Annotated in this window: 18 protein-coding genes and 1 pseudogene; 10 read left to right on the top strand and 9 right to left on the bottom strand. The window is 71.3% G+C overall.

The window, feature by feature from the left end:
- Positions 1 to 337: 337 nt before the first annotated feature.
- A complete protein-coding gene (locus tag ABTX62_RS29120; protein WP_502998029.1) occupies positions 338 to 1,618 on the bottom strand; it encodes a M6 family metalloprotease domain-containing protein in 1,281 nt (426 codons plus the stop codon).
- A gap of 359 nt (positions 1,619 to 1,977) precedes the next feature.
- Here ABTX62_RS29120 and ABTX62_RS29115 point away from each other — a divergent pair, with 359 nt between their 5' ends.
- Together ABTX62_RS29115 and ABTX62_RS29110 are read left to right on the top strand one after the other, a co-directional pair.
- The gene (locus ABTX62_RS29115) at positions 1,978 to 2,622 is read left to right on the top strand and encodes a TetR/AcrR family transcriptional regulator (RefSeq protein WP_352118964.1); all 645 of its coding nucleotides are present in this window, start codon (positions 1,978 to 1,980) and stop codon (positions 2,620 to 2,622) included.
- 362 nt (positions 2,623 to 2,984) lie between these two features.
- The gene (locus ABTX62_RS29110; protein WP_352118963.1) at positions 2,985 to 4,526 is read left to right on the top strand and encodes an MFS transporter; all 1,542 of its coding nucleotides are present in this window, start codon (positions 2,985 to 2,987) and stop codon (positions 4,524 to 4,526) included.
- 112 nt (positions 4,527 to 4,638) lie between these two features.
- Here ABTX62_RS29110 and ABTX62_RS29105 read toward each other — a convergent pair whose 3' ends face one another.
- Positions 4,639 to 5,172, bottom strand: a complete 534-nt coding sequence (locus ABTX62_RS29105; protein ID WP_283973940.1) for a MarR family winged helix-turn-helix transcriptional regulator — start codon at positions 5,170 to 5,172, stop codon at positions 4,639 to 4,641.
- An 87-nt stretch (positions 5,173 to 5,259) separates the two neighbouring features.
- On the opposite strand from ABTX62_RS29105, the gene ABTX62_RS29100 reads away from it, so the two are divergent.
- Positions 5,260 to 6,045, top strand: coding sequence for a dioxygenase family protein (locus ABTX62_RS29100; RefSeq protein WP_352118962.1), 786 nt, complete (start codon positions 5,260 to 5,262; stop codon positions 6,043 to 6,045).
- A gap of 50 nt (positions 6,046 to 6,095) precedes the next feature.
- Here the strand turns inward: ABTX62_RS29100 and ABTX62_RS29095 are convergent, their stop codons facing one another.
- Positions 6,096 to 6,614: a GNAT family N-acetyltransferase gene (locus ABTX62_RS29095; RefSeq protein WP_352118961.1), complete on the bottom strand. Its 519-nt coding sequence runs from the start codon at positions 6,612 to 6,614 to the stop codon at positions 6,096 to 6,098.
- Positions 6,615 to 6,808: 194 nt separating this feature from the next.
- Here ABTX62_RS29095 and ABTX62_RS29090 point away from each other — a divergent pair, with 194 nt between their 5' ends.
- Positions 6,809 to 7,807, top strand: a complete 999-nt coding sequence (locus ABTX62_RS29090) for a sigma-70 family RNA polymerase sigma factor (RefSeq protein WP_298564440.1) — start codon at positions 6,809 to 6,811, stop codon at positions 7,805 to 7,807.
- A gap of 670 nt (positions 7,808 to 8,477) precedes the next feature.
- Positions 8,478 to 9,176 carry a TetR/AcrR family transcriptional regulator gene (locus ABTX62_RS29085; protein ID WP_352118960.1) on the top strand — a complete coding sequence of 233 codons (699 nt, stop codon included), beginning with the start codon at positions 8,478 to 8,480 and terminating at the stop codon, positions 9,174 to 9,176.
- A gap of 122 nt (positions 9,177 to 9,298) precedes the next feature.
- On the opposite strand, the gene ABTX62_RS29080 is transcribed toward ABTX62_RS29085, so the two are convergent.
- Positions 9,299 to 10,282, bottom strand: coding sequence for a helix-turn-helix transcriptional regulator (locus tag ABTX62_RS29080; protein WP_352118959.1), 984 nt, complete (start codon positions 10,280 to 10,282; stop codon positions 9,299 to 9,301).
- A 62-nt stretch (positions 10,283 to 10,344) separates the two neighbouring features.
- Here ABTX62_RS29080 and ABTX62_RS29075 point away from each other — a divergent pair, with 62 nt between their 5' ends.
- From ABTX62_RS29075 to ABTX62_RS29055, 5 genes are all read left to right on the top strand, one after another.
- On the top strand, positions 10,345 to 11,853 hold the full coding sequence (locus ABTX62_RS29075) for an MFS transporter (RefSeq protein WP_352118958.1): 1,509 nt from the start codon (positions 10,345 to 10,347) through the stop codon (positions 11,851 to 11,853).
- A 412-nt stretch (positions 11,854 to 12,265) separates the two neighbouring features.
- Complete coding sequence (locus tag ABTX62_RS29070) at positions 12,266 to 13,027, top strand: DeoR/GlpR family DNA-binding transcription regulator (RefSeq protein WP_352118957.1); 762 nt, start codon at positions 12,266 to 12,268, stop codon at positions 13,025 to 13,027.
- Positions 13,024 to 13,971: a 1-phosphofructokinase gene (pfkB, locus tag ABTX62_RS29065; RefSeq protein WP_352118956.1), complete on the top strand. Its 948-nt coding sequence runs from the start codon at positions 13,024 to 13,026 to the stop codon at positions 13,969 to 13,971. The genes ABTX62_RS29070 and pfkB overlap by 4 nt, the downstream gene beginning before the upstream one ends.
- 145 nt (positions 13,972 to 14,116) lie before the next feature.
- Complete coding sequence (locus tag ABTX62_RS29060; protein WP_352118955.1) at positions 14,117 to 16,171, top strand: PTS fructose transporter subunit IIABC; 2,055 nt, start codon at positions 14,117 to 14,119, stop codon at positions 16,169 to 16,171.
- A 149-nt stretch (positions 16,172 to 16,320) separates the two neighbouring features.
- Positions 16,321 to 16,476 carry a hypothetical protein gene (locus tag ABTX62_RS29055; protein WP_352118954.1) on the top strand — a complete coding sequence of 52 codons (156 nt, stop codon included), beginning with the start codon at positions 16,321 to 16,323 and terminating at the stop codon, positions 16,474 to 16,476.
- Between the two features lie 89 nt (positions 16,477 to 16,565).
- Here ABTX62_RS29055 and ABTX62_RS29050 read toward each other — a convergent pair whose 3' ends face one another.
- The 5 genes and pseudogenes from ABTX62_RS29050 to ABTX62_RS29030 form a co-directional block, all read right to left on the bottom strand.
- The gene (locus tag ABTX62_RS29050) at positions 16,566 to 17,312 is read right to left on the bottom strand and encodes a DUF6227 family protein (RefSeq protein ID WP_352118953.1); all 747 of its coding nucleotides are present in this window, start codon (positions 17,310 to 17,312) and stop codon (positions 16,566 to 16,568) included.
- Positions 17,313 to 17,503: 191 nt separating this feature from the next.
- On the bottom strand, positions 17,504 to 18,721 hold the full coding sequence (locus tag ABTX62_RS29045; RefSeq protein WP_352118952.1) for a L,D-transpeptidase: 1,218 nt from the start codon (positions 18,719 to 18,721) through the stop codon (positions 17,504 to 17,506).
- Positions 18,722 to 18,926: 205 nt separating this feature from the next.
- Positions 18,927 to 19,955, bottom strand: a complete 1,029-nt coding sequence (locus ABTX62_RS29040) for a P1 family peptidase (protein ID WP_352118951.1) — start codon at positions 19,953 to 19,955, stop codon at positions 18,927 to 18,929.
- A 94-nt stretch (positions 19,956 to 20,049) separates the two neighbouring features.
- Positions 20,050 to 20,850 (bottom strand): annotated as a pseudogene (locus ABTX62_RS29035) (low temperature requirement protein A); the annotation flags it as partial.
- An 11-nt stretch (positions 20,851 to 20,861) separates the two neighbouring features.
- Positions 20,862 to 21,373: transposase family protein (locus tag ABTX62_RS29030; protein ID WP_352118950.1), on the bottom strand; the 512-nt coding region annotated here is incomplete at its 5' end.

Below are 21,373 nucleotides of genomic sequence, written 5' to 3'. Positions count from 1 at the left end.
GCCCATGCTCGACCGGTGGCCTCTTCTCGGCCGGTGGCCGCGTCTTTCCCGGTGGCCTCTTCTTCACCGGCGGTGCCTTCTCCACCGGCGGCCTCTTCTCGGCGGCCGGCGGGGCGGACCCCTGCGGGGTCTCGGACGTGGGCTTCGCTGGCATCGGCTCTCCGGTACGGCGCTCGCGACGGTCGCGGCAGGCCCACCGTAATCCGGAATGCGCTGTCCGGAGGCAGGGCGGGGTTCGAGGGGCCGGCGCCTGCGGGCGTCGCCCCTGTGCCCCTGCCTGCGTCGCCGTGAGTCTGCGGGCGTCGCCCGTGCGCCCCTGCGTGTGTCGCCGTACTGCTTACTCCCTCGTCACCCGCACCCGGTAACCCCTCTCCGCGTTCGCCCCCGCCGCTCCCGTCCCCGACTCCGCCACCTCGATCGTGATGCCCCTCCCGGCGTCCCGGAATGTCTCCCCGGGTGTGAACGGCGCGTCCGACAGCTCCGCGTGGACGTTCGGTGCGCGTGTGCAGCCGCCGCTGTCGCCGCGGGAGTCATGGACGGTGACCGGGCCCATGCCCGTGTCCACCCGCGCGTCGACCTTGTAGATCAGGACGCCGGGGCGGCAGACGGCCTCGTCGTTGCCGGCGCGGGTGCGCAGTTCGACGGCGTAGCCGGTTCTGCTGTCCAGGGGGACGAAGACCAGCTTGGAGCCGCCGGCCCGGGCCAGGGGCGTGAGGGTGTACTCCGTGGTGCCGGGGGTCGCCACGCAGTGGACCTGGGTGGCGTCCAGCCAGCCCAGCTTCCACTTGTGCCAGCCGAGAAAGTCGTTGTTGGCGCCCCAGTCCTCGCTCATGATGTCCCAGTGCCCGACCGCGCCCCCGCCCTCCGCGGTGTACAGGTCGGGCAGGCCGAAGACGTGGCCGTTCTCGTGGGGGAGGACGCGGTAGCCGGTGCGGTCGTAGGAGCCGGAGCCGTCGTCCTGGCGGGAGTAGACGAAGGAGGCGTTGGCCACGGGTATGCCGTCGGCTGTGGGGGCGTCCGGGTTGCCGGCGAAGGTGACGGACAGGACCGTGTCCAGAGCGGAGGGGCCGGCGTTCGGGGTGACCAGGACGTTCAGCAGGTCGTACGCGCGGAAGTCCACCTTCGGGTCGGCCGCGGCCACGAGGTCCTGGACCAGCGCGCGGTAGCCGGGCTCGAACGGGGCTCCGCGCTCTATGCCGTACTCCCGGAAGGACTTCGGCATCCGCAGCCAGCCCGGTATCGGGGTCTCGGGGCGGTAGTCGAGGCGGCCGTAGGAGCTGGTGCGGAACCACTCGCGGGTCTGCGGGAAGAACTCGCGGAAGCGGTCCTGGGCCTCGCCCTCGCCCGGGGCGTCGGAGAAGTCGATCATCAAGGTGAGGGCGCGGACGGTGCCGGTGGAGCGGGTGTAGCCGGGGGAGGTGGGGATGCCCTCGGACATCTGGACCTCACGGGCGCCGCGGATCATGCAGGGGCCGTGTGCGGGGGTGTGGGACAGGACGACCGGGCCCGCTCCCGCCGTACTGGCGCCCGGGGTGAGACGACCCGTGCCGGCCGAGGTGCTGACCGTGAAGGTCAGCGCGGACACACAGGCCAGGGCGGCCAGTCGGCGCCTGGGTATCCGGCGGCCGGGCGGACCCGTGCGGTCCGGCCGGGGGCGCCGAGGCTGCGGCTGCCTGCAAGGGATCTGCAAGGGACCTCCCGCGCCACGGCAGCCTCTGGCTTCCGGCTGCACCCTTGTGCTCACCCTGCGCCGGGGGGTGGGGGGACACCCGTTGGAGGAGACCGATCGTGGGTTTCTCGCGAGTAGCGGCCCGCGGGGTTTGTGAGTCAGATCACAAACAATGGTCGCGTCAGTGGGAAATACCGGGGACCCACTCCCCGTTTAGCCATGTGTCCGACCGAAACGGGGACCCGCTCCCCGGATCGGAGCGCCACCCCTTCCAGGGAACGCCACCCCCTTCAGAGCAGGAGTACGCCGTGCAGATCGCCGGCCCCGAAGCGCGCAAGGTGTCCCGGCCCCGTGCCGACGCCCTGCGCAACCGGGAGCGGATCGTCACCGCCGCCCGGGAGATGTTCGTCGAGCACGGCCCCGAGGTGCCGCTCGACGAGATCGCCCGCCGGGCCGGCGTCGGCAACGCCACGGTGTACCGCAACTTCCCGGACCGCGACGCGCTCGTCCGCGAGGTCGTCTGCTCCGTCATGGACCGTACGGCCGCCGCGGCCGAGCTCGCGCTCGCCGAGACCGGCGACGCGTTCGAGGCGCTGGAGCGCTTCGTGCACGCCGCCGCCGACGAGCGGATCAGCGCGCTGTGCCCGATGGTCTCCAGCACGTTCGACAAGCACCATCCGGACCTGGAGGCCGCGCGCGAACGAGTCGAGCGGCAGGTCGCGGAGGTCATGGACCGCGCCAGGTCGGCCGGACAGCTCCGGTCCGACGTGGACGTGGGGGACGTCATGATCGCCGTGGCCCAGCTCAGCCGGCCCCCGGCCGGCACGGACTGCTTCCGGGCCGACCGTTTCGTCCACCGCCACCTTCAGCTGTTCCTGGACGGGCTGCGGGCTCCCGCTCGCTCGGCTCTCCCGGGTACGGCCGTGACCCTGGAGGACCTGCGCCGGCCCTGACCGATCAATCCGACCAACGACCAGCTCGATCCGATCGGTTCAGTCCGATCGGTTCAGTCCGATCGGTTCAGTTCGATCAGCTCAGTCCGATCGGTTCGCCCACCGGCCAACCCGGCCCGGTCGGTTCCGTCCGACCAGCTCAGTCCGATCGGTTCAGTTCCACCAGCTCGCTCCGGTCGGTTCCGTCCGATCGTCAGGTTCCGTCCGATCGTCTCAGCCCGATGAGTTCAGGCCGCCCCACCGGTCTTAAACCCGAACGACAGTCCCTGCGGCCGTCCCCGTGGACGAGCCGTCGGCTCTCGTCAGCCTTTTCAGCACGACGTCCCGAATTTCCGTCACGAAGTCCCGAAGTGGGTATCCCCATGTCTGCAGCAGCCTCGAAGACTCTCGGCGCACCGGCCAGAGAACCGGATCCCGGCCGCTGGAAAGCGCTCGTCTTCATCGCGCTGGCCCAGTTGATGGTCGTCCTGGACGCCACCATCGTGAACATCGCCCTGCCGTCCGCGCAGCAGGACCTCGGCATCTCCGACGGCAACCGGCAGTGGGTCGTCACGGCCTACGCCCTCGCCTTCGGCGGTCTGCTGCTGTTCGGCGGCCGGATAGCCGACCTGTGGGGCCGCAAGAGGGCGTTCGTCGTCGGGCTCGGCGGTTTCGCCGTGGCCTCCGCGCTCGGCGGCGCGGCCACCAACGAGGCGATGATGTTCGGCGCCCGCGCCCTCCAGGGTGTCTTCGGCGCGCTGCTCGCGCCCGCGGCGCTCTCCCTGCTCGCGGTGATGTTCACCGACGCCAAGGAGCGCGCCAAGGCGTTCGGCATCTACGGTGCGATCGCGGGTGGCGGTGGCGCCGTCGGCCTGATCCTGGGCGGCTTCCTCACCGAGTACCTGGACTGGCGCTGGACGTTCTTCGTGAACATCCCCTTCGCCATCGTCGCCGCGGCCGGTGCCTACTTCGTCATCCGTGAGCCGGAGGGCGGCCGCAACCGCTCCGCGCTCGACATCCCGGGCGTCATCCTCTCCACCCTCGGCCTGGTCGCCCTGGTCTACGGCTTCACCCGCGCCGAGTCGGACGGCTGGAGCGACTCCGTGACCGTCGGCATGTTCGTCGCCTCGGCGGTGCTGCTGGCGTCCTTCGTGCTCGTCGAGTCCAAGGTCAAGGCCCCGCTGCTGCCGCTGCGCGTGATCACCGAGCGCAACCGCGGCGGGATCTACCTCTCCCTCGGCCTCGCGATCATCGCGATGTTCGGCCTGTTCCTCTTCCTGACCTACTACCTGCAGATCGTGAAGGGCTACTCGCCGGTCAAGACCGGTTTCGCCTTCCTGCCGATGATCGCGGGCATGATCACTGGTTCCACCCAGATCGGCACCCGCCTGATGACCCGGGTCGCGCCGCGCCTGCTGATGGGCCCCGGCTTCCTGGTCGCCGCGCTCGGCATGCTGCTGCTGACCCAGCTGGAGATCGGCTCCTCGTACGCCGCTCTGCTGCTCCCGGCGATGCTGCTGCTCGGTCTCGGCATGGGTACGGCGTTCATGCCGGCCATGTCGCTGGCCACCCAGGGCGTCGAGCCGCGGGACTCCGGTGTCGCCTCGGCGATGGTCAACACCTCGCAGCAGGTGGGCGGCGCGATCGGCACGGCCCTGCTGAACACGATCGCCGCCTCGGCGACCACGGCGTACGTCGCCGACCACATCGCGGGGGCGGCCAGCCGGTCCCAGCAGCGGCTGGTCCAGCTGGAGGCCATGGTGGAGGGCTACACCAGCGCCATCTGGTTCGCCGTGGGCATCCTCGTGGCGGCCGCCGTGATCGCCCTGACCTTCGTCAACGCCGGACGCCCGGGCACGACCACGGTGACCGGCTCCGACGCGGACGCGGCGGACGAGGTGCAGATCCCGGTCGTCGCCCACTGACGGCCGCGCCCTCCACCCCTTCGGGCCATCCGTAGGTACTTCGGGCCGTCCGCAGGTACGAGGAAGGGGACGCCTCGTACCTACGGAATCCAGGACCTGCCCGGCTCCCGCGTCAGCGGAGCCAGGGCAGGTCCGCACCCGCTTCGGCGGGCTGAAGTCCCTCGGCGACGATCCGCATGATCTCGCCGAGGGACTTCTGCTGTTCCGGGGTGAGCCGGTCGAAGACCGCCTGGCGCACGGCCTCCACATGGCCCGGCGCGGTCTGCCGCAGCACGTCGAGGCCCTCGTCCGTGAGGACGGCGAACTGGCCCCGCTTGTCGTCGGGGCAGTCCTCGCGGCGCACCCAGCCGTTCTTCTCCAGGCGCGCGATGGCGTGCGAGAGACGGGACCGGGTGATCTTCGCCAGCATCGCGAGCTCGGTCATCCGCAGCCGCCGCCGCGGTGCCTCGGCGAGCTTGACCAGAAGGCCGTAGTAGACGTGCGGCATGCCCGCGTCGCGCTGCAGCTGACGGTCGAGGTGGTCGTCGAGGAGGGTGACGCCCTCCATGAACGAGCGCCAGACGCGCTGCTCCTCGTCGGTGAGCCAGCGCGGTTCCTGGGGCGCCGCGGCGGAGCCGGGTGTCGGTGCGGATGCGGGTGCCTTCATGTCTTCCACTCTACGTGGACCCTTCTTGAACTTTAAATAAATGGCCCGTACAGTTTGTCAGGGAACCATTGTGGAAGGAGCCGCAGCATGTCCGCCGCCACTCAGGAGCGCATGCCCGCTCTGTACCTCAGCCACGGCGCGCCACCCCTGGCGGACGACCCCGTCTGGCCCGGTGAACTGGCCGCCTGGGCCGCCGGACTGCCGCGCCCCAAGGCCGTCCTGATCGTCTCCGCCCACTGGGAGGAGGCCCCGCTGGCCCTCGGCGCCACCAGGACCGTCCCGCTCGTCTACGACTTCTGGGGCTTCCCGGAGCACTACTACCGGGTGACGTACGACGCCCCCGGCGCGCCGGAGCTCGCCGAGTCCGTACGCAAGCTGCTGCGCGCCCCCGGCATGCCCGTCCAGGACGTCCCCGACCGCGGCCTCGACCACGGCGCCTACGTCCCGCTCGTCGAGATGTACCCGGAGGCCGACCTCCCGGTCCTTCAGGTGTCCATGCCGACGCTCGACCCGGTCCGGCTGCTGGAGATCGGCCGCAAGCTCGCCCCTCTGCGGGACGAGGGCGTGCTCATCGTCGGCTCCGGCTTCTTCACCCACAACCTGGCCGCGCTCCGGCAGGGCGGCGTCCCCGCCTGGTCGGCCGAGTTCGACGACTGGGGCCGGCGGGCGCTGGAGGCGCGTGACGTGGACGCCCTGCTCGACTTCACCCACACGTCGCCCGCCGGGCGGCTGGCCCACCCGCGCACCGAGCACTTCGCCCCGCTGTTCGTGACCATGGGCGCGGCCGACGCGGCCGGCGAGCTGGACACGCAGAAATCCGTGATCGACGGGTTCTGGATGGGGCTGGCGAAGCGGTCGGTGCAGTTCGGCTGAGGCGGGGTGGGCTGTGGGGCTGTGGGACTGCGCGGTTGTGGTGCGGGCACCTACAGCGGCTTCTCGTACCAGGCCACGTCCCAGTAGCGGCCGAACTTGCGTCCGACCTCCCGGTACGTGCCGACGTGCCGGAAGCCGAAGCCTTCGTGCAGCCGGGCCGACGCCTCGTTCGGCAGTGCGATGCCCGCGTACGCGCGGTGCAGATCCTCGCCGGACAGCGCCTCGAAGAGGGTCGTGTAGAGGAGCGTGCCGATGCCACGCCGGCCGGCGTCCGGGGCGACGTACACAGTCGTCTCCACGGAGGTGGCATAGGCGGGCTTCGTTCGGAAAGGGCTGGAAGTGGCGTAACCCAGAATCCGCTGTGTGTCCGGCTCCCTGGCAACCATCAGGCGGTGCGGCCCGTCTTCAGGGTGGGAGAGCAGCCAAGGGCGGCGCTCCTCCGGAGTGAAGATCGCGGTATCGAATGTGATCGCCGTCTCACGTACAAAGTGGTTGTAGAGGACCGTGAGGGCTTCGAGGTCGTCCTCGACTCCTGGCCTGACCTGCACCTCTGTACGTTCCGACAGCATCGCGCCTCCCTGCGTGGCCGGACAGGGTACTGCATGATCAGAAAAATCGGGGGCCGGGTTGGGAATTCTGTCCTGATTCCAGTCGTTGTTTCCATCGGATGCAGGGCACCCGAGGAGAGTCCGGAGAGTCTCGAAAGACGGAGTCCAGCGTCCGAAGGACCACCCGCTGACCTCACCATCGCAAGGGAGCTCGCATGGCAACCCGTGCCGTCGCCCGTCGTCAGTCCGCCACCGGCGAGACGGCCGACGCGGCAAGCAGTGTTCGCGCCCATGGCGGCGAGATCGCCGACCGCGACCTGGTCGGCATGTACCTCGACGAGATCGCGCGCACACCGCTGCTCGACGCCGCCAAGGAGGTCGAGCTGTCGCAGATCATCGAAGCGGGTGTGTTCGCACAGCAGATCCTCGACGGCCTGGAGGAGAACAAGGCCGGGGCCTCGCCGGAGGAACTGCGGGCCCTGGTCGACGCAAGCGAGCGGGCCAAGGACGTCTTCATCCGCTCCAACCTGCGCCTGGTCGTCGCGGTCGCTCGCCGCTACCCCCGCAGCGGTCTGCCGCTGCTGGACCTGATCCAGGAGGGCAACGCCGGCCTGGTGCGCGCGGTCGAAAAGTTCGACTACCGCAAGGGCTTCAAGTTCTCCACGTACGCCACGTGGTGGATCCGCCAGGCCATCACGCGGTCGATAGCGGACCAGTCCCGCACGATCCGCCTGCCCGTCCACCTCGTGGAGGAGCTCGGCCGGATCCGCCGTGTGCAGCGCGAGTTCAACCGTGAGCACGGCCGGGACCCGGAGCCCGCCGAGATCGCGACCGAGCTCGGCTCGACGCCGGAGCGCGTCACCGACGTGCTCGACTGGGCCCGTGACCCGGTCTCGCTGAACATGTCGGTGGACGACGAGGGCGAGACGCAGTTCGGCGACCTCCTGGAGGACACCTCCGCGGTGTCGCCCGAGCAGTCGGTGCTGACACTGCTGCGCAGTGAGGAGCTCGACGACCTGATCGGCCGGCTCGACCAGCGCACGGCGTCGATCATCAAGATGCGCTACGGCATCGAGGACGGCCGGGAGCGCACGCTGACCGAGGTCGGCAAGGAGCACGGCCTGACCCGCGAGCGCATCCGGCAGATCGAGAAGCACGCGCTGCTGGAGCTGAAGAAGCTGGCCCGCAGCACCGGGTTCGACGCGGCGGCGTGATCCCCGCCCCGTCCTCCGGCCCCGCCCGCGCGTCCGCCCGCGCGTCCGCCCGCGCGGCGCGGACCGCCCGTTCGTGGGCCGGCGCGAGACCGGTGAGCACGGAGAGCACGGAGAGCACGGAGAGCACGGAGAGCACGGAGAGCACGGAGAGCACGGAGGGCACGGTGAACGTCCGGGCGTACGAACGACCCGTTCCCGCGGCCAGTGGGTGACGGATCGTGTGCGCCCGGGGGTCACCGCGTACGCCGGGTGGCGAAAGACCGCGCAAACATGGCGTTGTAACGCCGCTTCAATTCGCGGACTGAGGGAACAAGACTTCTGGGCCCACCAGTTCGAGCCCGAGTCCGGGGCACACCCCCTGCCCCCGACAGCCAAGTCCCGTCGCACTCCCCCCGGCGCCGGGACTTTCCCGAGGCCGGGCTTCGGCGTCCTTCCCCCCGGATGCCGGAGCCCGGCTTTCATTCTGTCCGGCTGCCGTCTCCGGCCGTTGCCTCTGGCCGCCGTCTCCGGCCGTCGCCCCCGGCCGCTCGCAGCGCTCCGGTGCGGTGGCCGGTGTGGTGGCCCGGCGGAGTGTGGGGATGGGCTGCTGGAGGGCGGGCCACCCCGTACCTGAACCACGGGGTGGCCCGCCAGATGGCAGATTGTGTCACATGGGCATAACCTGCCGGGCGTGAGCAGCACCACCCCGAACCCGCCTCCGTCCTCACTGACCGAGCGGCGCAAGGCCGAGACGCGTATGGAGATCGCCCGGGCTGCGGCCGGCCTCTTCGTACGGCACGGCCTGCGCGCCACCCGCGCTGAGGACATCGCCCAGGCCGCCGGCATCGCCCCGCGCACCTTCTATCGGTACTTCGCGACCAAGGAGGAGGCCGTCGCCCCCCTCTACGCCGCCGGCGCCCTGCGCTGGGTGGAGGCGGTGCGCGCCGCTCCCGCCGGCACCGGCGTGCTGTGCGCCCTGGAGCAGGGGGTCCGCCACACCCTCACCCCGGGCCTCGGCGTCTCGGCGTCCTCCTGGGAGTGGGTCCGCACGCTGCTGCGCCTGGCGGAGGTGAACCCGTCCCTGCGCAGGGTGTGGGCGGAGGTGTGCCAGACGTCGGAGCGGCTGCTGGGGGAGGCGCTGACGGAGGTGGTGACACGTGCCGGTGCCTCGGGAACGACCGCAGGGCCGGACGGTTCCGACAACGTTGCCGAGGGTCCCCGGGCGCGCTTCGCGGCCGCCGTGGCCAGTGCCGCCGTGCGGACGGCCCTGGAGGCCTGGGCCGAGGGGGACGGACCCGTCGAGGGCCCGGACGGTCCGGCGGAACTCGCCCTGCGGAATCTTGCGGCGCTACGGGACTTCCCGTGGGTGCGTGACCTCCCGAGGGCGTGACCTTCGAGGGCCGAGTCCTCCGGCGGGGGTGACTTGCGAGGGCCGAGTCCTCCGGCGGGGGTGACCTGCGAGGGTCGTAGACCTGAGTGGCATGGACCTCCGGTGTCCGTGGCCGCGAGGGCTCACGCCCCCTCCGTGTCCCGGCCGCCGGCCGCCCGGCTCAACCGCGCCCCCAACTCTCGTACGGCCGCCAGCAGTTCCTCCGGCTCGTGCACCACGAAGTCGCACTCCAGCATCGCCAGCCGGAACGCCACCCACTGCACGGCGTCGCCGATCGACCCGCGCAGCCGGCAACTGTGCTCGTCCAGCGGTTCGGGCGTGCCCAGCCACGCGGGCACCCGGGCGGCGACGAAAGCGGCCGGTGCGGCGAACGTGACCTCGAAGTCGTAGGTCTGCTGTTGCCGTTGCATGGACTGCCGGAGGTACTCCGCCGCGTTCCCCGTCGGCAGCTCGCGGGGCACGAACCGGGCCCCGGTGGCGAAGGGCTCGCTGACCCGGTCGACGCGGAACGTGCGCCAGTCGTCGCGGTCGATGTCGTACGCCACCAGGTACCAGCGGCGCCCCGTCGACACCAGCCGGTACGGCTCCGTCAGCCGCCGCGACTCGGTGCCGTCCGCCGCCCGGTAGGCGAACCGCAGCCGCTCGTGTCCGGCGACCGTCGAAGCCATGACGGTCAGGGTTTCGGGGGCGATGCTCGGCCCGTCGCCGCTGGTCAGTGGGGTGGTCGCGGCCTGCAGGGTGGTCACGCGGTGGCGCAGCCGGCCCGGCAGGACCTGCTCCAGCTTGGCCAGGGCCCGCACCGAGGCCTCGTCGAGGCCCTCCACGGCGTGCCCGGCTCCGGCGCGCAGCCCGACCGCGATGGCCACGGCCTCCTCGTCGTCGAGCACGAGAGGGGGCATGGCCTTCCCGGCGACCAGCCGGTAGCCGCCGTCGGAGCCCTTGGTCGCCTGCACGGGGTAGCCCAGCTCGCGCAGCCGGTCGATGTCCCGCCGGACCGTGCGGCGGGAGACCCCGAGCCGCTCGGAGAGTTCCCCGCCGGGCCATTCGCGGGGCGTCTGGAGAAGGGAGAGGAGCGTCAGCAGCCGAGCCGGAGTGTCCGTCGTCATACGCATGAGGATGCCGCACCAGTAGGTCATGACCCGTCCTAGTGGGGCTCTAACGTCGAAGCATGAACTCCACCGACACCACCCCGGGCACGGCGGGCGGCGGGACCGACCGCCGACGTTGGTTCGCCCTCGCGATCGTGATGACCGCGGCTTTCATGGACCTCGTCGACGTGACGATCGTCAACATCGCCATCCCGTCCATCCAGCGGGAGGCGGGCGCCTCCTTCAGCCAGATCCAGTGGATCACCGCCGGTTACGCCCTCGCCTTCGCCGCCGGTCTGATCACCGGCGGACGACTCGGCGACATCCACGGCCGCAAGCGGATCTTCCTCGTCGGCATCGGCGGGTTCACGGTCGCCTCCGCGCTGTGCGGCCTCGCGGTCAACCCCGAGATGCTGGTCGCCTCCCGCCTCCTGCAGGGTGGCATGGCGGCGCTGATGGTGCCGCAGGTGCTGTCGATCGTGCACGCGACCTTCCCGGCGCACGAGCGGGGCAAGGTGTTCGGGCTGTTCGGCGCGGTGGTCGGTCTCGGAGCCGTGTCCGGTCCGTTGCTCGGCGCGCTGCTGACCGAGTGGAACCTGTTCGGCTGGGGGTGGCGGTCGATCTTCCTGATCAACCTGCCCGTGGGTGTCGCCGGCCTGATCCTCGGCGGCCGCTTCATCACCGAGTCCAAGGCGCCGCGTGCTCTGAAGCTGGACCTGGTGGGCGTCGCGCTGGTGACGCTGGGCCTGCTGACGCTGATCTACCCGCTGACCCGAGGCCGTGAGCTGGGCTGGCCGGTGTGGGGGTACGTCTCGATGGCCGGCTCGCTCGTCGTCCTCGCGGCGCTGGTGGCGTACGAGAGGCGCAAGACCGCGCGGGACGGCTCCCCGCTGGTGGAGCTGTCGCTGTTCCGGGTCAAGAGCTTCGCGGCCGGGATCGCTGTGCAGACGGTCTTCGGGATCGGGCTCGGTGTGTTCTTCCTGGTGTGGACGCTGTACATGCAGACGGGGCTGGACTGGAGCCCGCTGAAGGCCGGGCTGACCGGGGTCCCGTTCTCGATCGCCGTGTCCGCGGCCGCCGGGATGTCGGTGCAGATGCTGGTCCCGCGCTTCGGGCGCAAAGTGCTCCAGGCGGGCGCGCTGGTGATGGCGGCCGGGGTGCTGCTCTACATCTGGGAGTCGGGGCACTACGGCCTCGCCATAGAGCCCTGGCAGATGGCCCTCCCGCTCGTCGTCATGGGCGTGGGCATGGGGCTGATCGTCGCGCCGCTGACCGACGCGATCCTCTCGGAGGTGCCGCGCGAGCACGCCGGTTCGGCGTCCGGCCTGATCAACACCGTGCAGCAGATGGGCAACGCGCTCGGTCTCGGACTGGTGTCCGTGGTGTTCTTCGGCACGATCTCCGACCGCCTGCGGCCGGAGCAGATCGGTCCGGCCTTCGTGGACGCCTTCCAGAACGCGCTGGGATGGGTGGCCGCGGTGATGGGCGCCATCTTCCTGCTGATGTTCGCGCTGCCGAAGCGGCCCGCGCAGCATGTGGAGGGCGAGCGGGCGCCGGTGGAGGAGAAGGAGCGGGTGCTGGTCTCCTGAGAGCGGCGGTCGCGGGGACGGGCCCGGTACCACGGTGCCGGCCGTTCGGTCGGCCTGTCGCTACGGTGCCGGACGTTCGGTCGGCCTGTCGCTACGGTGCCGGCCGTCCGTGTTTTCGGTCGGCCTGTCGCTACGGTGCCGGGCCGTCCGCGTTTCCGGTCGGCCTGGCGCTACGGTGCCGGACGTTCGATCGGCCTGTCGCTACGGTGCCGGCCGTCCGCGTTTTCAGTCGGCCCGGTCACTACGGTCCCCGGCCCGCCCGCGTCTTCGATCGGGCCCGGCACGACGGTTCCGGATCCGTGCGCTTTTCCGATCATGCCCGATTGGGTCCGAAGCTGTTTACTTCTCGGACATCTCGGCGTAGCGTGCCGCTGAAACCACACGTTCGGGCATGAGGCGGAGGCGAACGGACATGTACGCACCGGAGCGGCAGCAGGAGATCCTCCGGCTCGCCCGCGACGGCGGCCGAGTGGATGTCGTGTCGCTGGCCGAGGAGTTCCAGGTGACGGCGGAGACGATCCGCCGGGATCTGAAGGCCCTCGACCGCGCGGGTCTGGTCCGCCGGGTGCACGGCGGGGCCATCCCGGCCGGGCGGCTCGACTTCGAGCCGGACCTCTCCGAGCGCGAGACGACCGCCGCAGACGAGAAGGACAGCATCGCCAAGGCGGCCCTCGCGGAACTGCCCGTCGAGGGCACGGTGATCCTCGACGCCGGGACGACGGTGGCCCGGATGGCCGCCGCCCTCCCGCTGGAGGCCTCCCTCACCGTCGTCACGCACAGCCTCCCCATCGCGGCCCGCCTCGCCGACCACCCCGGCATGCAGTTGCACCTCATCGGGGGGCGCGTACGGCACCGGACGCGCGCCGCCGTGGACGCCTGGGCGCTGCGGGCGTACGGCGAGATCCGCGCCGACGTGCTGTTCGTGGCCGCCAACGGCTTCTCCGTCGAGCACGGTCTGACCACCCCCGACCTCGCCGAGGCCGCGGTCAAGCGCGCGGCCGTGGCCGCCGCCCGCCGCGTGGTGCTGCTCGCCGACTCCTCCAAGCACGGCCAGGAGCACTTCGCCCGCTTCGGCGACCTGAGCGATGTGGACCTGCTGATCACCGACAGCGGGCTGAGCCCTGAAGACGCCGTCGCGATCGAGCGCGGCGGCACGGAAGTAGTGCGCGCATGATCCTCACCGTCACCCCCAACCCGTCCCTGGACCGGACCTACGAGGTGCCGTCCCTCGACCGCGGCGAGGTCATCCGCGCCACCGGCGAGCGGATGGACCCGGGCGGCAAGGGCGTGAACGTCTCGCGCGCCGTGGCCGCCGCGGGACAGCGCACGGTGGCGGTCCTGCCCCTGGGCGGCGCCCCCGGTGCCCTCGTCGCCGAGCTGCTCGACCAGCAGGGCATCGAGGTCGCGCCCGTCCCGGTCGCCGGGGCGACCCGCTCCAACATCGCCCTCGCCGAGTCCGACGGCATCCTGACGAAGATCAACGCGCCCGGTCCCGAACTGTCCGACGCCGAGCGGGAACTACTCCTGGAGACCGTGCGGCAGCAGTCCCGCGAGGCCTCCTGGATCGCCTGCTGCGGCAGCCTGCCGCGCGGACTCGCCCCCTCCTGGTACGCCGAGCTGGTCGCCCGCGCGCACGCCGCCGGGACCCGGATCGCCCTGGACACATCCGGGCCCGCGCTGCTCGCGGCCCTGCGCGAGCGGCCGGACGTGGTCAAGCCGAACGCCGAGGAGCTCTCCGAAGCCGTCGGCCGCCCCCTCGCCACCGTCGGCGACGTCGTGAAGGCCGCCGAGGAACTGCGCGAGATGGGCGCCCGGGCCGTCCTGGCGAGTCTCGGCGCCGACGGGCAGCTGCTCGTCTCCGACGAGGGTGCCTGGTTCGGCAGCGCGCGCGTCGCCGTCGTCCGCAGCAACGTGGGCGCCGGCGACTCCTCCCTCGCCGGTTTTCTGATCGCCGGCGGCAACGGCCCCGAAGCCCTCGCCTCCGCGATCGCGCACGGTGCGGCCGCCGTCCAGCTGCCCGGCAGTGTGATGCCGACCCCGCGCGACCTGGACCCGGCGGCGGTGACGGTCACGGGCGAGGTCCCGGCGGACCGAGTGCTGAAGGAGCCGGTCACATGACGTACGGCGAGCAGCATGGACCTACGCGCGAGCGGCGGGCCTCCCCCTTACCCCCCTCCTTCCTCTCCGCCACCCCCCACCGCATCCCCGTCCCCCTCCCCGCCCACCCCTCCCACCGGGCGATACGCGTGCTAAGGAGCCCGCGATGAGCGACATGATCACGGCGGACCTGGTCGATCTCGACCTCTCGGCCGACACCAAGGAAGCGGCGGCCCGTGCCCTCGCCGAGCGCATGGTGGCCCTGGGCCGGGTGACCGACCTGGACGGCTTCCTCGCCGACGTGGCCGCCCGTGAGGCCCAGATGCCGACCGGCCTCGACGGCGGCATCGGCATCCCGCACTGCCGCAGCGCGCACGTCACCGAACCGACGCTCGCCTTCGGGCGCAGCGCCGACGGCATCGACTTCGGCGCCCCGGACGGCCCCGCCGACCTGATCTTCCTGATCGCCGCGCCGGCCGGCGCCGACGACGCCCATCTGACGATCCTGTCGTCGCTGGCCCGGCAGTTGATGAACAGCGAGTTCACCGACGCCCTGCGCGCGGTGAGCGACGCGCCGGCCGCGGCGGCCCTGATCCGCGGCGACGAGCCGGACGCACCCGCACCGGCGGGTTCCACAGACGCCGTGGCGTCGGCGGGAGCGGCCTCTCCCGCCGCCGCCACGGTCACCGACGACACCACCGCTGAAGAACCGTCCACCGAGCGCCCGTTCCGCATCGTCGCCGTCACCTCCTGCCCCACCGGCATCGCCCACACCTACATGGCGGCCGAGTCGCTGGAGAACGCCGGCCGGGAGGCGGGCGTCGAACTCACCGTCGAGCCGCAGGGCTCGGCCGGTTTCACCCGGCTCGACCCGCAGGTCATCGCGGCGGCGGACGCCGTGATCTTCGCCCACGACGTGCCCGTACGGGAGAAGGAGCGGTTCGCCGGCAAGCCCACCGTCGACGTCGGCGTGAAGGCGGGCATCAACCGCGCCGCCGAACTCATCGCCGAGGTCCGTGAGAAGGCCGCCCGCGGTGAGGTCACCTCCGGATCCGCCCCGGCCACTCCGGTGGAGCGCTCCGGCGACTCCGGCGAGGGCTACGGCACCAAGCTGCGCAAGTGGCTGATGTCCGGCGTCAGTTACATGGTGCCGTTCGTCGCGGCGGGCGGTCTGCTGATCGCCCTCGGCTTCGCGATCGGCGGCTACGAGATCAACAAGGCGCCCTCGGTGATGGACCACTTCCTGTGGACCCAGGCCGACAGCTGGGCCGCGCTGCTCTTCCAGATCGGCGGCGTCGCCTTCGGCTTCCTCGTCCCGGTCCTGGCGGGCTACATCGCCTACGGCATGGCCGACCGGCCCGGTCTCGTCCCCGGCTTCGTCGGTGGCTCGATCGCCCTGACCATCAACGCCGGGTTCCTCGGCGGTCTCGCGGCCGGTCTGATCGCCGGTGGCGTGGTGATGGCGATCCAGAAGGTGAACATCCCGGCGGCGCTGCGCGGCATCATGCCGGTGGTGGTGATCCCGCTGATCTCCTCGGTGATCGTCGGGTTCCTGATGTTCGTCGTCATCGGCAAGCCCATCGCCGAGGCGCAGAAGGGCATGACCGACTGGCTGAACGGCCTGTCCGGCAGCAACGCGATCCTGCTCGGCACCCTCCTCGGCCTGATGATGTGCTTCGACCTCGGCGGCCCCGTGAACAAGGTCGCCTACACCTTCGCCACGGCCGGCATCGCGGTCGCCGCCCCGAGCGACTCGGCGATGAAGATCATGGCCGCGGTGATGGCGGCCGGCATGGTCCCGCCGCTGGCCATGGCCCTCGCGACGACCGTGCGCGGCAAGCTCTTCACCCGGACCGAGCGCGAGAACGGCAAGGCCGCCTGGGTGCTCGGCGCCTCCTTCATCTCCGAGGGCGCGATCCCCTTCGCCGCGGCCGACCCGCTGCGCGTCATCCCGGCCTCCATGGCGGGCGGTGCGGTCACCGGTGCCCTGTCGATGGCCTTCGGCGCCACGCTGCGCGCCCCGCACGGCGGCATCTTCGTGGTCCCGCTGATCGGCAACGCGTTCCTCTACCTGGTCGCCATCGCCGCGGGCGTCTGCGTCACGACGACCCTCGTCGTCGTCCTGAAGGGTCTGCGCAAGCCGGCCCCGGGCGCCGCACCGGCCTCCGGTGAGGACGGCGCGGTCCGCACGGCGGAGAGCAAGCAGCCCGTCGCGGCGTGAAGCGCTGAAACGGTGAAGCGGTGAAGCGGTGAAGCGGTGGAGGTTCGCCCCCTTTCGGGGTGTGTGAACGGTTCATGCCACCTGCGAGATAGATCACGAAAGTCACGGCCCGGGACCGAAGTCCCGGGCCGTGGTGTCTACTGGGGCGCATGCCCGAGCACGTCTCCCGGTGGCCCGAAGGTCACCCGCTCCCCGCCCTCCCGCAACAGCGGCAGGCGGGCTCCCGGTCGGAGTCCGTGGAACTGACCACGGAGGAGAGAGCCGCCTTCGCCGAGCTGATACGCCAACTCGGCGACAAACTCTAGGTCTAGCGTCTGGATCAGGCCGGCGTGCGGTACGGCGCCGTGCGGCAGACCCCCGCGACGCCGGGATGAACCCAGCGTCAGGCCCTGGCTCAGGACAGCTGCGCCGCTCGCCGCTCCATCGCCTCGCGCGCCGCGTCCTCGCTGGTGTACACCTCGCACATGTGCCGCCCGTCCGGCGTCGCCGTGTGCTCGACCTCCCAGAGGGAGACCTCCTCGCCGTCGCGCAGCAAGAACGCGTGCTCGTAGAGCGAGAAGCCCAGCCCCGCCCGGCCCGCGCGGCACGGTCGGCCGAACGCCTGGGTGATCTGGTACCCCGACGCCGTGGCCAGCCGGGCCGCCGTGTCCGCGCCCGGCCGGTCCGCGTTCTCCGCCCGGCGCAGTAACCTGCGCGCGTGGTCCGCCGAGTCCTCCCCGGCGTAGGCGTGCCGGGGCGTGGGGGCCGGGGACAGCTGCACCGTCACCGGCAGTTCGAAGTCCGGGGTGTCCGGCGGCAGCGGCAGCCGCATGGTGGCGGCGCGCAGCTCCTCCTCGTCGACGTACACCTCGTGCTGCGGTTCGCTGCCCGGCGCGGGGTTGTGGACGAGCTCCCAGAGGGTGAGTGCCGAACCGTCGGCCAGCAGCCACGTGTGCCGGTAGGTCTCCCGGTGCAGGCCCGCGCTGTGGTGCGCGGAGTGCAGCGAACCGTCGTGCGCCAGCGCACAGTCCAGCCGCCTTATCGTCTCGTCCGGTAGCTCGAAGGAGTTCAGGGCGCGGCCGAGGAGTCGCGCGAGGTGCTCCTCCGGAGACTCGGGCGAGTCGTGGGGTTCGTACGCTGCCGTCTCGTACGGAACGCTCAAGGTTTCTCCCGGCGTTGCTGCATGTCACCTTGTGAGTGCATACCGTAGCCCCTCGGTCGGACATCATGTCCGGGAACCGAGAAAACGTACGTCCGGGAAAACGCGCGGACCGCGCGAAAAGTTCCCGCGCGGCCCGGCCGGTGCGTCAAAAACCCCAGATGGGACGATCTTTCAGATGGTCTTACGGTCAGTCAGGACGCGCTGCCCGCGACCCACTGGCTCCATGCCATGTTCCATCCGTTGAGCCCGTTGTCCGGCGCCACCGTCTTGTCGGGGGAGTTCTTCACGATCACCACGTCCCCGATCAGGGAGTTGTCGTAGAACCACTTGGCGGGCGTGTCGCCCCCGGCGCCCCGGACGTCCGCGAGACCCACGCAGCCGTGGCTGGTGCCCTGGCGGCCGAACGGCGGATTTCCCTTGTTGTACCAGTAGTTGCCGTGGAGGAACGTGCCGGACGTCGTCAGACGCATCGCGTGCGGCACGTCCGGGATGTCGTACTCACCGCCCAGCCCCACCGTTCGGCTGTTCATCCGGGTCTGGACGAACTTCTCGGAGATCACCATCTGCCCGTTGTACGTGGTGTGCTGCGCGTCGCCGGCGGAGATCGGGACCGACTTGAGGGTCTTGCCGTCCCGCACGACCGTCATGGTCTGTGTGTTCACGTCGACCGTGGAGACCTGCGAACGCCCGACGGTGAAGGTGACCGTCTTCTTCTGCACGCCGAAGACGCCGTTCGCGCCCTCGACGCCGTCCAGGTCGATCTTCATCGTGACCTTGGAGCCGGGCTTCCAGTACTCCTGCGGCCGGAAGTCCAGCCGCTGCCCGTTGAACCAGTGCCCGACGACCTTCTGCCCGCTGCTGGACGTCACCGTGATGTGCGACTGCACGTCCTTGCGTTCGGTGATGGCCTTGTCGAAGGTGAACGACACCGGCATGCCCACACCGACCGTCGTGCCGTTGTCCGGCGTGTACGTCCCGATGAAGCTGTTCGACGTCGTCACCGTCGTGAAGATGGAGTTGGCCGCGGCGGTCTTGCCGTCCGCGTCCTTGGCGGTCGCCGATATCTGGTACTTCGTCCCGCGCTCCAGCTGTTCCTTCGGCTTCCACACCTTGCCGTCGGCGGAGACGGAGCCCGCGACCGTCTGGTCGGTGCCCGCGACCGTCATCTTCACGTCGGTCAGCTTCCCGTCGCTGACCTTCACGCCGGTGCTGTTGATGGACGCTCCGGTCGAGCCGTCCTTCGCCGAGATGGCGATCTTCGCGACGGACGTCTTGGTGCCGCCCTTGCCGTTCTTCTCGTCGTCCTTGGCGTTGGCGCTGCCACCGCAGGCGGTGAGCGTCAGGGCGCCGACCACCAGGGCGGCACAGGCCCCCAGCGTGCGCCGCGCTGAAATGTTCGGCGTTGTCACGGGCTGCTCCCAGTTCGTGTGATGTCGCGTGATCCGCTCCAGTACGTGAGGCAAGAGGTGCCGGGGAGCCGGTCGGGTTCCGTCCGTTCCTCATGAAGGCCGTCACGTGACAGAACCGCGACAAATCCCGGGGCGGCTGTGGCTCCACTGAGTGCCCGGGGGACGGGGCGGCTGCTGTGGATCCGCTGAGCGCCGAGGGCCTGGCTCAGCGGCCCCCGTACAACTCCCCGTACGACGGCCACGCCCCGCCCGGGCCGTCGACCGGCTCCGCGGCCCGTACGGCCCGCACGATCGCGCGTGTCACCATGTCCGCGCCCGCCGCGAGGATCTCGTTCAGGGCGAGCGGGTTCGCGGCGTCCAGTGCGCGGTCCCCCGTCGCCAGCGCGAACACCGTGTCACCGTCGTTGAGCAGGTGCACCGGACGCACCGCCCGGGCGATGCCGTCATGCGCCGTGCCGGCCAGCTTCTGTGCCTGCGCCTTCGTCAGGCCGGCGTCCGTGGCTACCACCCCCAGGGTGGTGTTGAGCGGGGGCGGCGCGCTCCGCGCGGCCGTCTCCGCGAGACGCCGCCGCGCGGCGGCGTGGACCTCCGCCTCCGGATACTCCACCCGCCCATGGAACAACTCCCCGTACAGCACCCCCGTTTCCGGATCCACCGTCGACCCCGCCGCATTGGCCACCACCAGCGCGGCCACCGTGATCCCGGAGTCGAGCACCGTGCTCGCGCTGCCGATGCCGCCCTTCATCACCCCGGTCACCGCTCCCGTGCCCGCGCCCACGCACCCCTGCGCCACGGGTGCGCCGAGCTCACTCGCCGCGGCCGCCTCGACCGCGGCACGGCCGGTCGCCGCGTCCGGCCGGGCCCGGAAGTCACCGCCCCGCCCCAGGTCGAAGACGCAGGCTGCGGGCACCACCGGCACGACATGTGCCGGGTCGGACCCGACCCGGATCCCGCGCCCCCGTTCCTCCAGCCAGGCCATCACCCCCGACGCCGCGTCGAGCCCGTACGCGCTGCCGCCGGTCAGCACGACCGCCTCCACCTTCCGCACCACGTTGCGTGGATCCAGCGCGTCCGTCTCCTTGGTGCCGGGTCCGCCGCCCCGCACGTCCACGGCGGCCACGGCTCCGCCCTCCGGGGCGAGCACGACCGTGGTGCCGGTGAGCCAACCGTCGCCGGTGCGTGTCGCATGCCCCACCCGCAGGCCGGCGACATCCGTCAGTGCGTCAACTGTCATGCCCCACAGTGTCGTCCAGCCGCCGGCCCCGGCGAGCCGGTCGGTGCCGCGTCAGCCGACTGACCTCCGGGGTGGGGCGGTGCCGCGGGTGCCCTCACCCGGTCCACGTCGCCGGTCCGCCGCCCCGGACGGCCGGGCGGGTGGCCAGGGTCTCCCCGGCCACCACCGACAGCGCGCAGACCACGCCCGCCGCGAACACCGCCCAGTGGCCCAGGAACGTGCAGCAGATCACCAGCAACGCCGTCGTCGGCAGCACCAGCTGCTGGGTGATGCCCCGCTTGAAGTGGCGCGAGTGCAGGACCCACACCGTGAGCAGATACAGGGCCGCCGGCAGGGTCATGGCCGCCGACGCCGCCAGTGTGGAGATGTGCGCCGTGCCGACGGTCTGCTCCACCGCCACCTCCAGCCCGGCCCCGATCGCCGCCGCCGAGGCGAACACCAGGTAATGGCCGTAGCCCCACAGGAACGCCTGCCGGCTGGTGCGCAGATGGCCGTGGACGGGCACCGCGAAGTAGATCCACCATGCGGCGAAGACGACCAGCAGCCCGCCCGCCGCGATGGGGAGGAGCTCGCCCAGCGCGTCGTTCTCGTCGATGCCGGACTTCACCGCGACCGTGGCCGCGGCGATCGTCTCGCCGAGCACGATGATGGTGAACAGCCCGTACCGCTCCGCGATGTGGCGGGGATGCCAGGGCGTCGTGTAGCCCCGCTCCGCGAAGGGCGGGACGCACATCTCCAGCAGCGCCATCACCAGGAACCACCAGGGCCGCGCCCCCTCGGGCAGGAGCAGCAGCCCCAGCCAGCCGACCTGGCACGCCAGCACGCCGCCGGCATAGCGCAGGGCCGTCGTCCGCTCCGCCCCCTCGCCGGAGCGGGCCGCCCGCAGCCACTGAGCCTTTTCCAACCTCACTTTGAGCTGGTCAGATGAAGGGTGAGGACGGCCTGGACGAGGCTGGTGATCCGGGTGGTTGAGCACCGCAGTTTGCGGAGGAGTCGCCAGGACTTGAGGGTGGCGGCGGCCTGCTCGACGAGGGCTCGGATCTTCGCGTGCGACCGGTTCACCGCCTGCTGGCCTGCGGAGAGGGTCTCCCACCGTCCCCAGCACGGGATGCGGACCGTGCCGCCGGCACCTCGGTATCCCTTGTCGGCCCAGCACGGGATGCCTGCCTCGGTGAGGGCCTCGACGATGCCGTGTTCGCGGGCCGCGCGGATGTCATGGACGGCGCCGGGCATGGCCGGTGAGGCCCACAGCAGTCGGCCGAAGGGGTCGGCGATGACCTGCACGTTCATCCCGTGCCTCTTGTGTTTGCCGGAGTAGAACGGCCGGTCCGCGGCGATGCGGTCGATCGGCAGGAGCGTGCCGTCCAACAGCACGAACGCCTTCGCTGAGGCCGTCCGCGCCGCCTCGGCGAGGCTCG

This window comes from Streptomyces sp. NPDC096046, from assembly GCF_040303285.1.
GTDB lineage: Bacteria > Actinomycetota > Actinomycetes > Streptomycetales > Streptomycetaceae > Streptomyces.
This window is presented reverse-complemented; position numbering and strand designations above follow the sequence as displayed.

Bases quoted from the DNA above. Each gene is read 5' to 3' on its own strand.
- ABTX62_RS29070 (WP_352118957.1), top strand. From the start codon at position 12,266: ATGTACGCACCGGAGCGGCAGCAGGAGATCCTCCGGCTCGCCCGCGAC.
- ABTX62_RS29105 (WP_283973940.1), bottom strand. From the start codon at position 5,172: ATGAAGGCACCCGCATCCGCACCGACACCCGGCTCCGCCGCGGCGCCC.
- ABTX62_RS29100 (WP_352118962.1), top strand. From the start codon at position 5,260: ATGTCCGCCGCCACTCAGGAGCGCATGCCCGCTCTGTACCTCAGCCAC.
- pfkB (WP_352118956.1), top strand. From the start codon at position 13,024: ATGATCCTCACCGTCACCCCCAACCCGTCCCTGGACCGGACCTACGAG.
- ABTX62_RS29075 (WP_352118958.1), top strand. From the start codon at position 10,345: ATGAACTCCACCGACACCACCCCGGGCACGGCGGGCGGCGGGACCGAC.
- ABTX62_RS29060 (WP_352118955.1), top strand. From the start codon at position 14,117: ATGAGCGACATGATCACGGCGGACCTGGTCGATCTCGACCTCTCGGCC.
- ABTX62_RS29055 (WP_352118954.1), top strand. From the start codon at position 16,321: ATGCCCGAGCACGTCTCCCGGTGGCCCGAAGGTCACCCGCTCCCCGCC.
- ABTX62_RS29095 (WP_352118961.1), bottom strand. From the start codon at position 6,614: ATGCTGTCGGAACGTACAGAGGTGCAGGTCAGGCCAGGAGTCGAGGAC.
- ABTX62_RS29110 (WP_352118963.1), top strand. From the start codon at position 2,985: ATGTCTGCAGCAGCCTCGAAGACTCTCGGCGCACCGGCCAGAGAACCG.
- ABTX62_RS29040 (WP_352118951.1), bottom strand. From the start codon at position 19,955: ATGACAGTTGACGCACTGACGGATGTCGCCGGCCTGCGGGTGGGGCAT.
- ABTX62_RS29080 (WP_352118959.1), bottom strand. From the start codon at position 10,282: ATGACGACGGACACTCCGGCTCGGCTGCTGACGCTCCTCTCCCTTCTC.
- ABTX62_RS29090 (WP_298564440.1), top strand. From the start codon at position 6,809: ATGGCAACCCGTGCCGTCGCCCGTCGTCAGTCCGCCACCGGCGAGACG.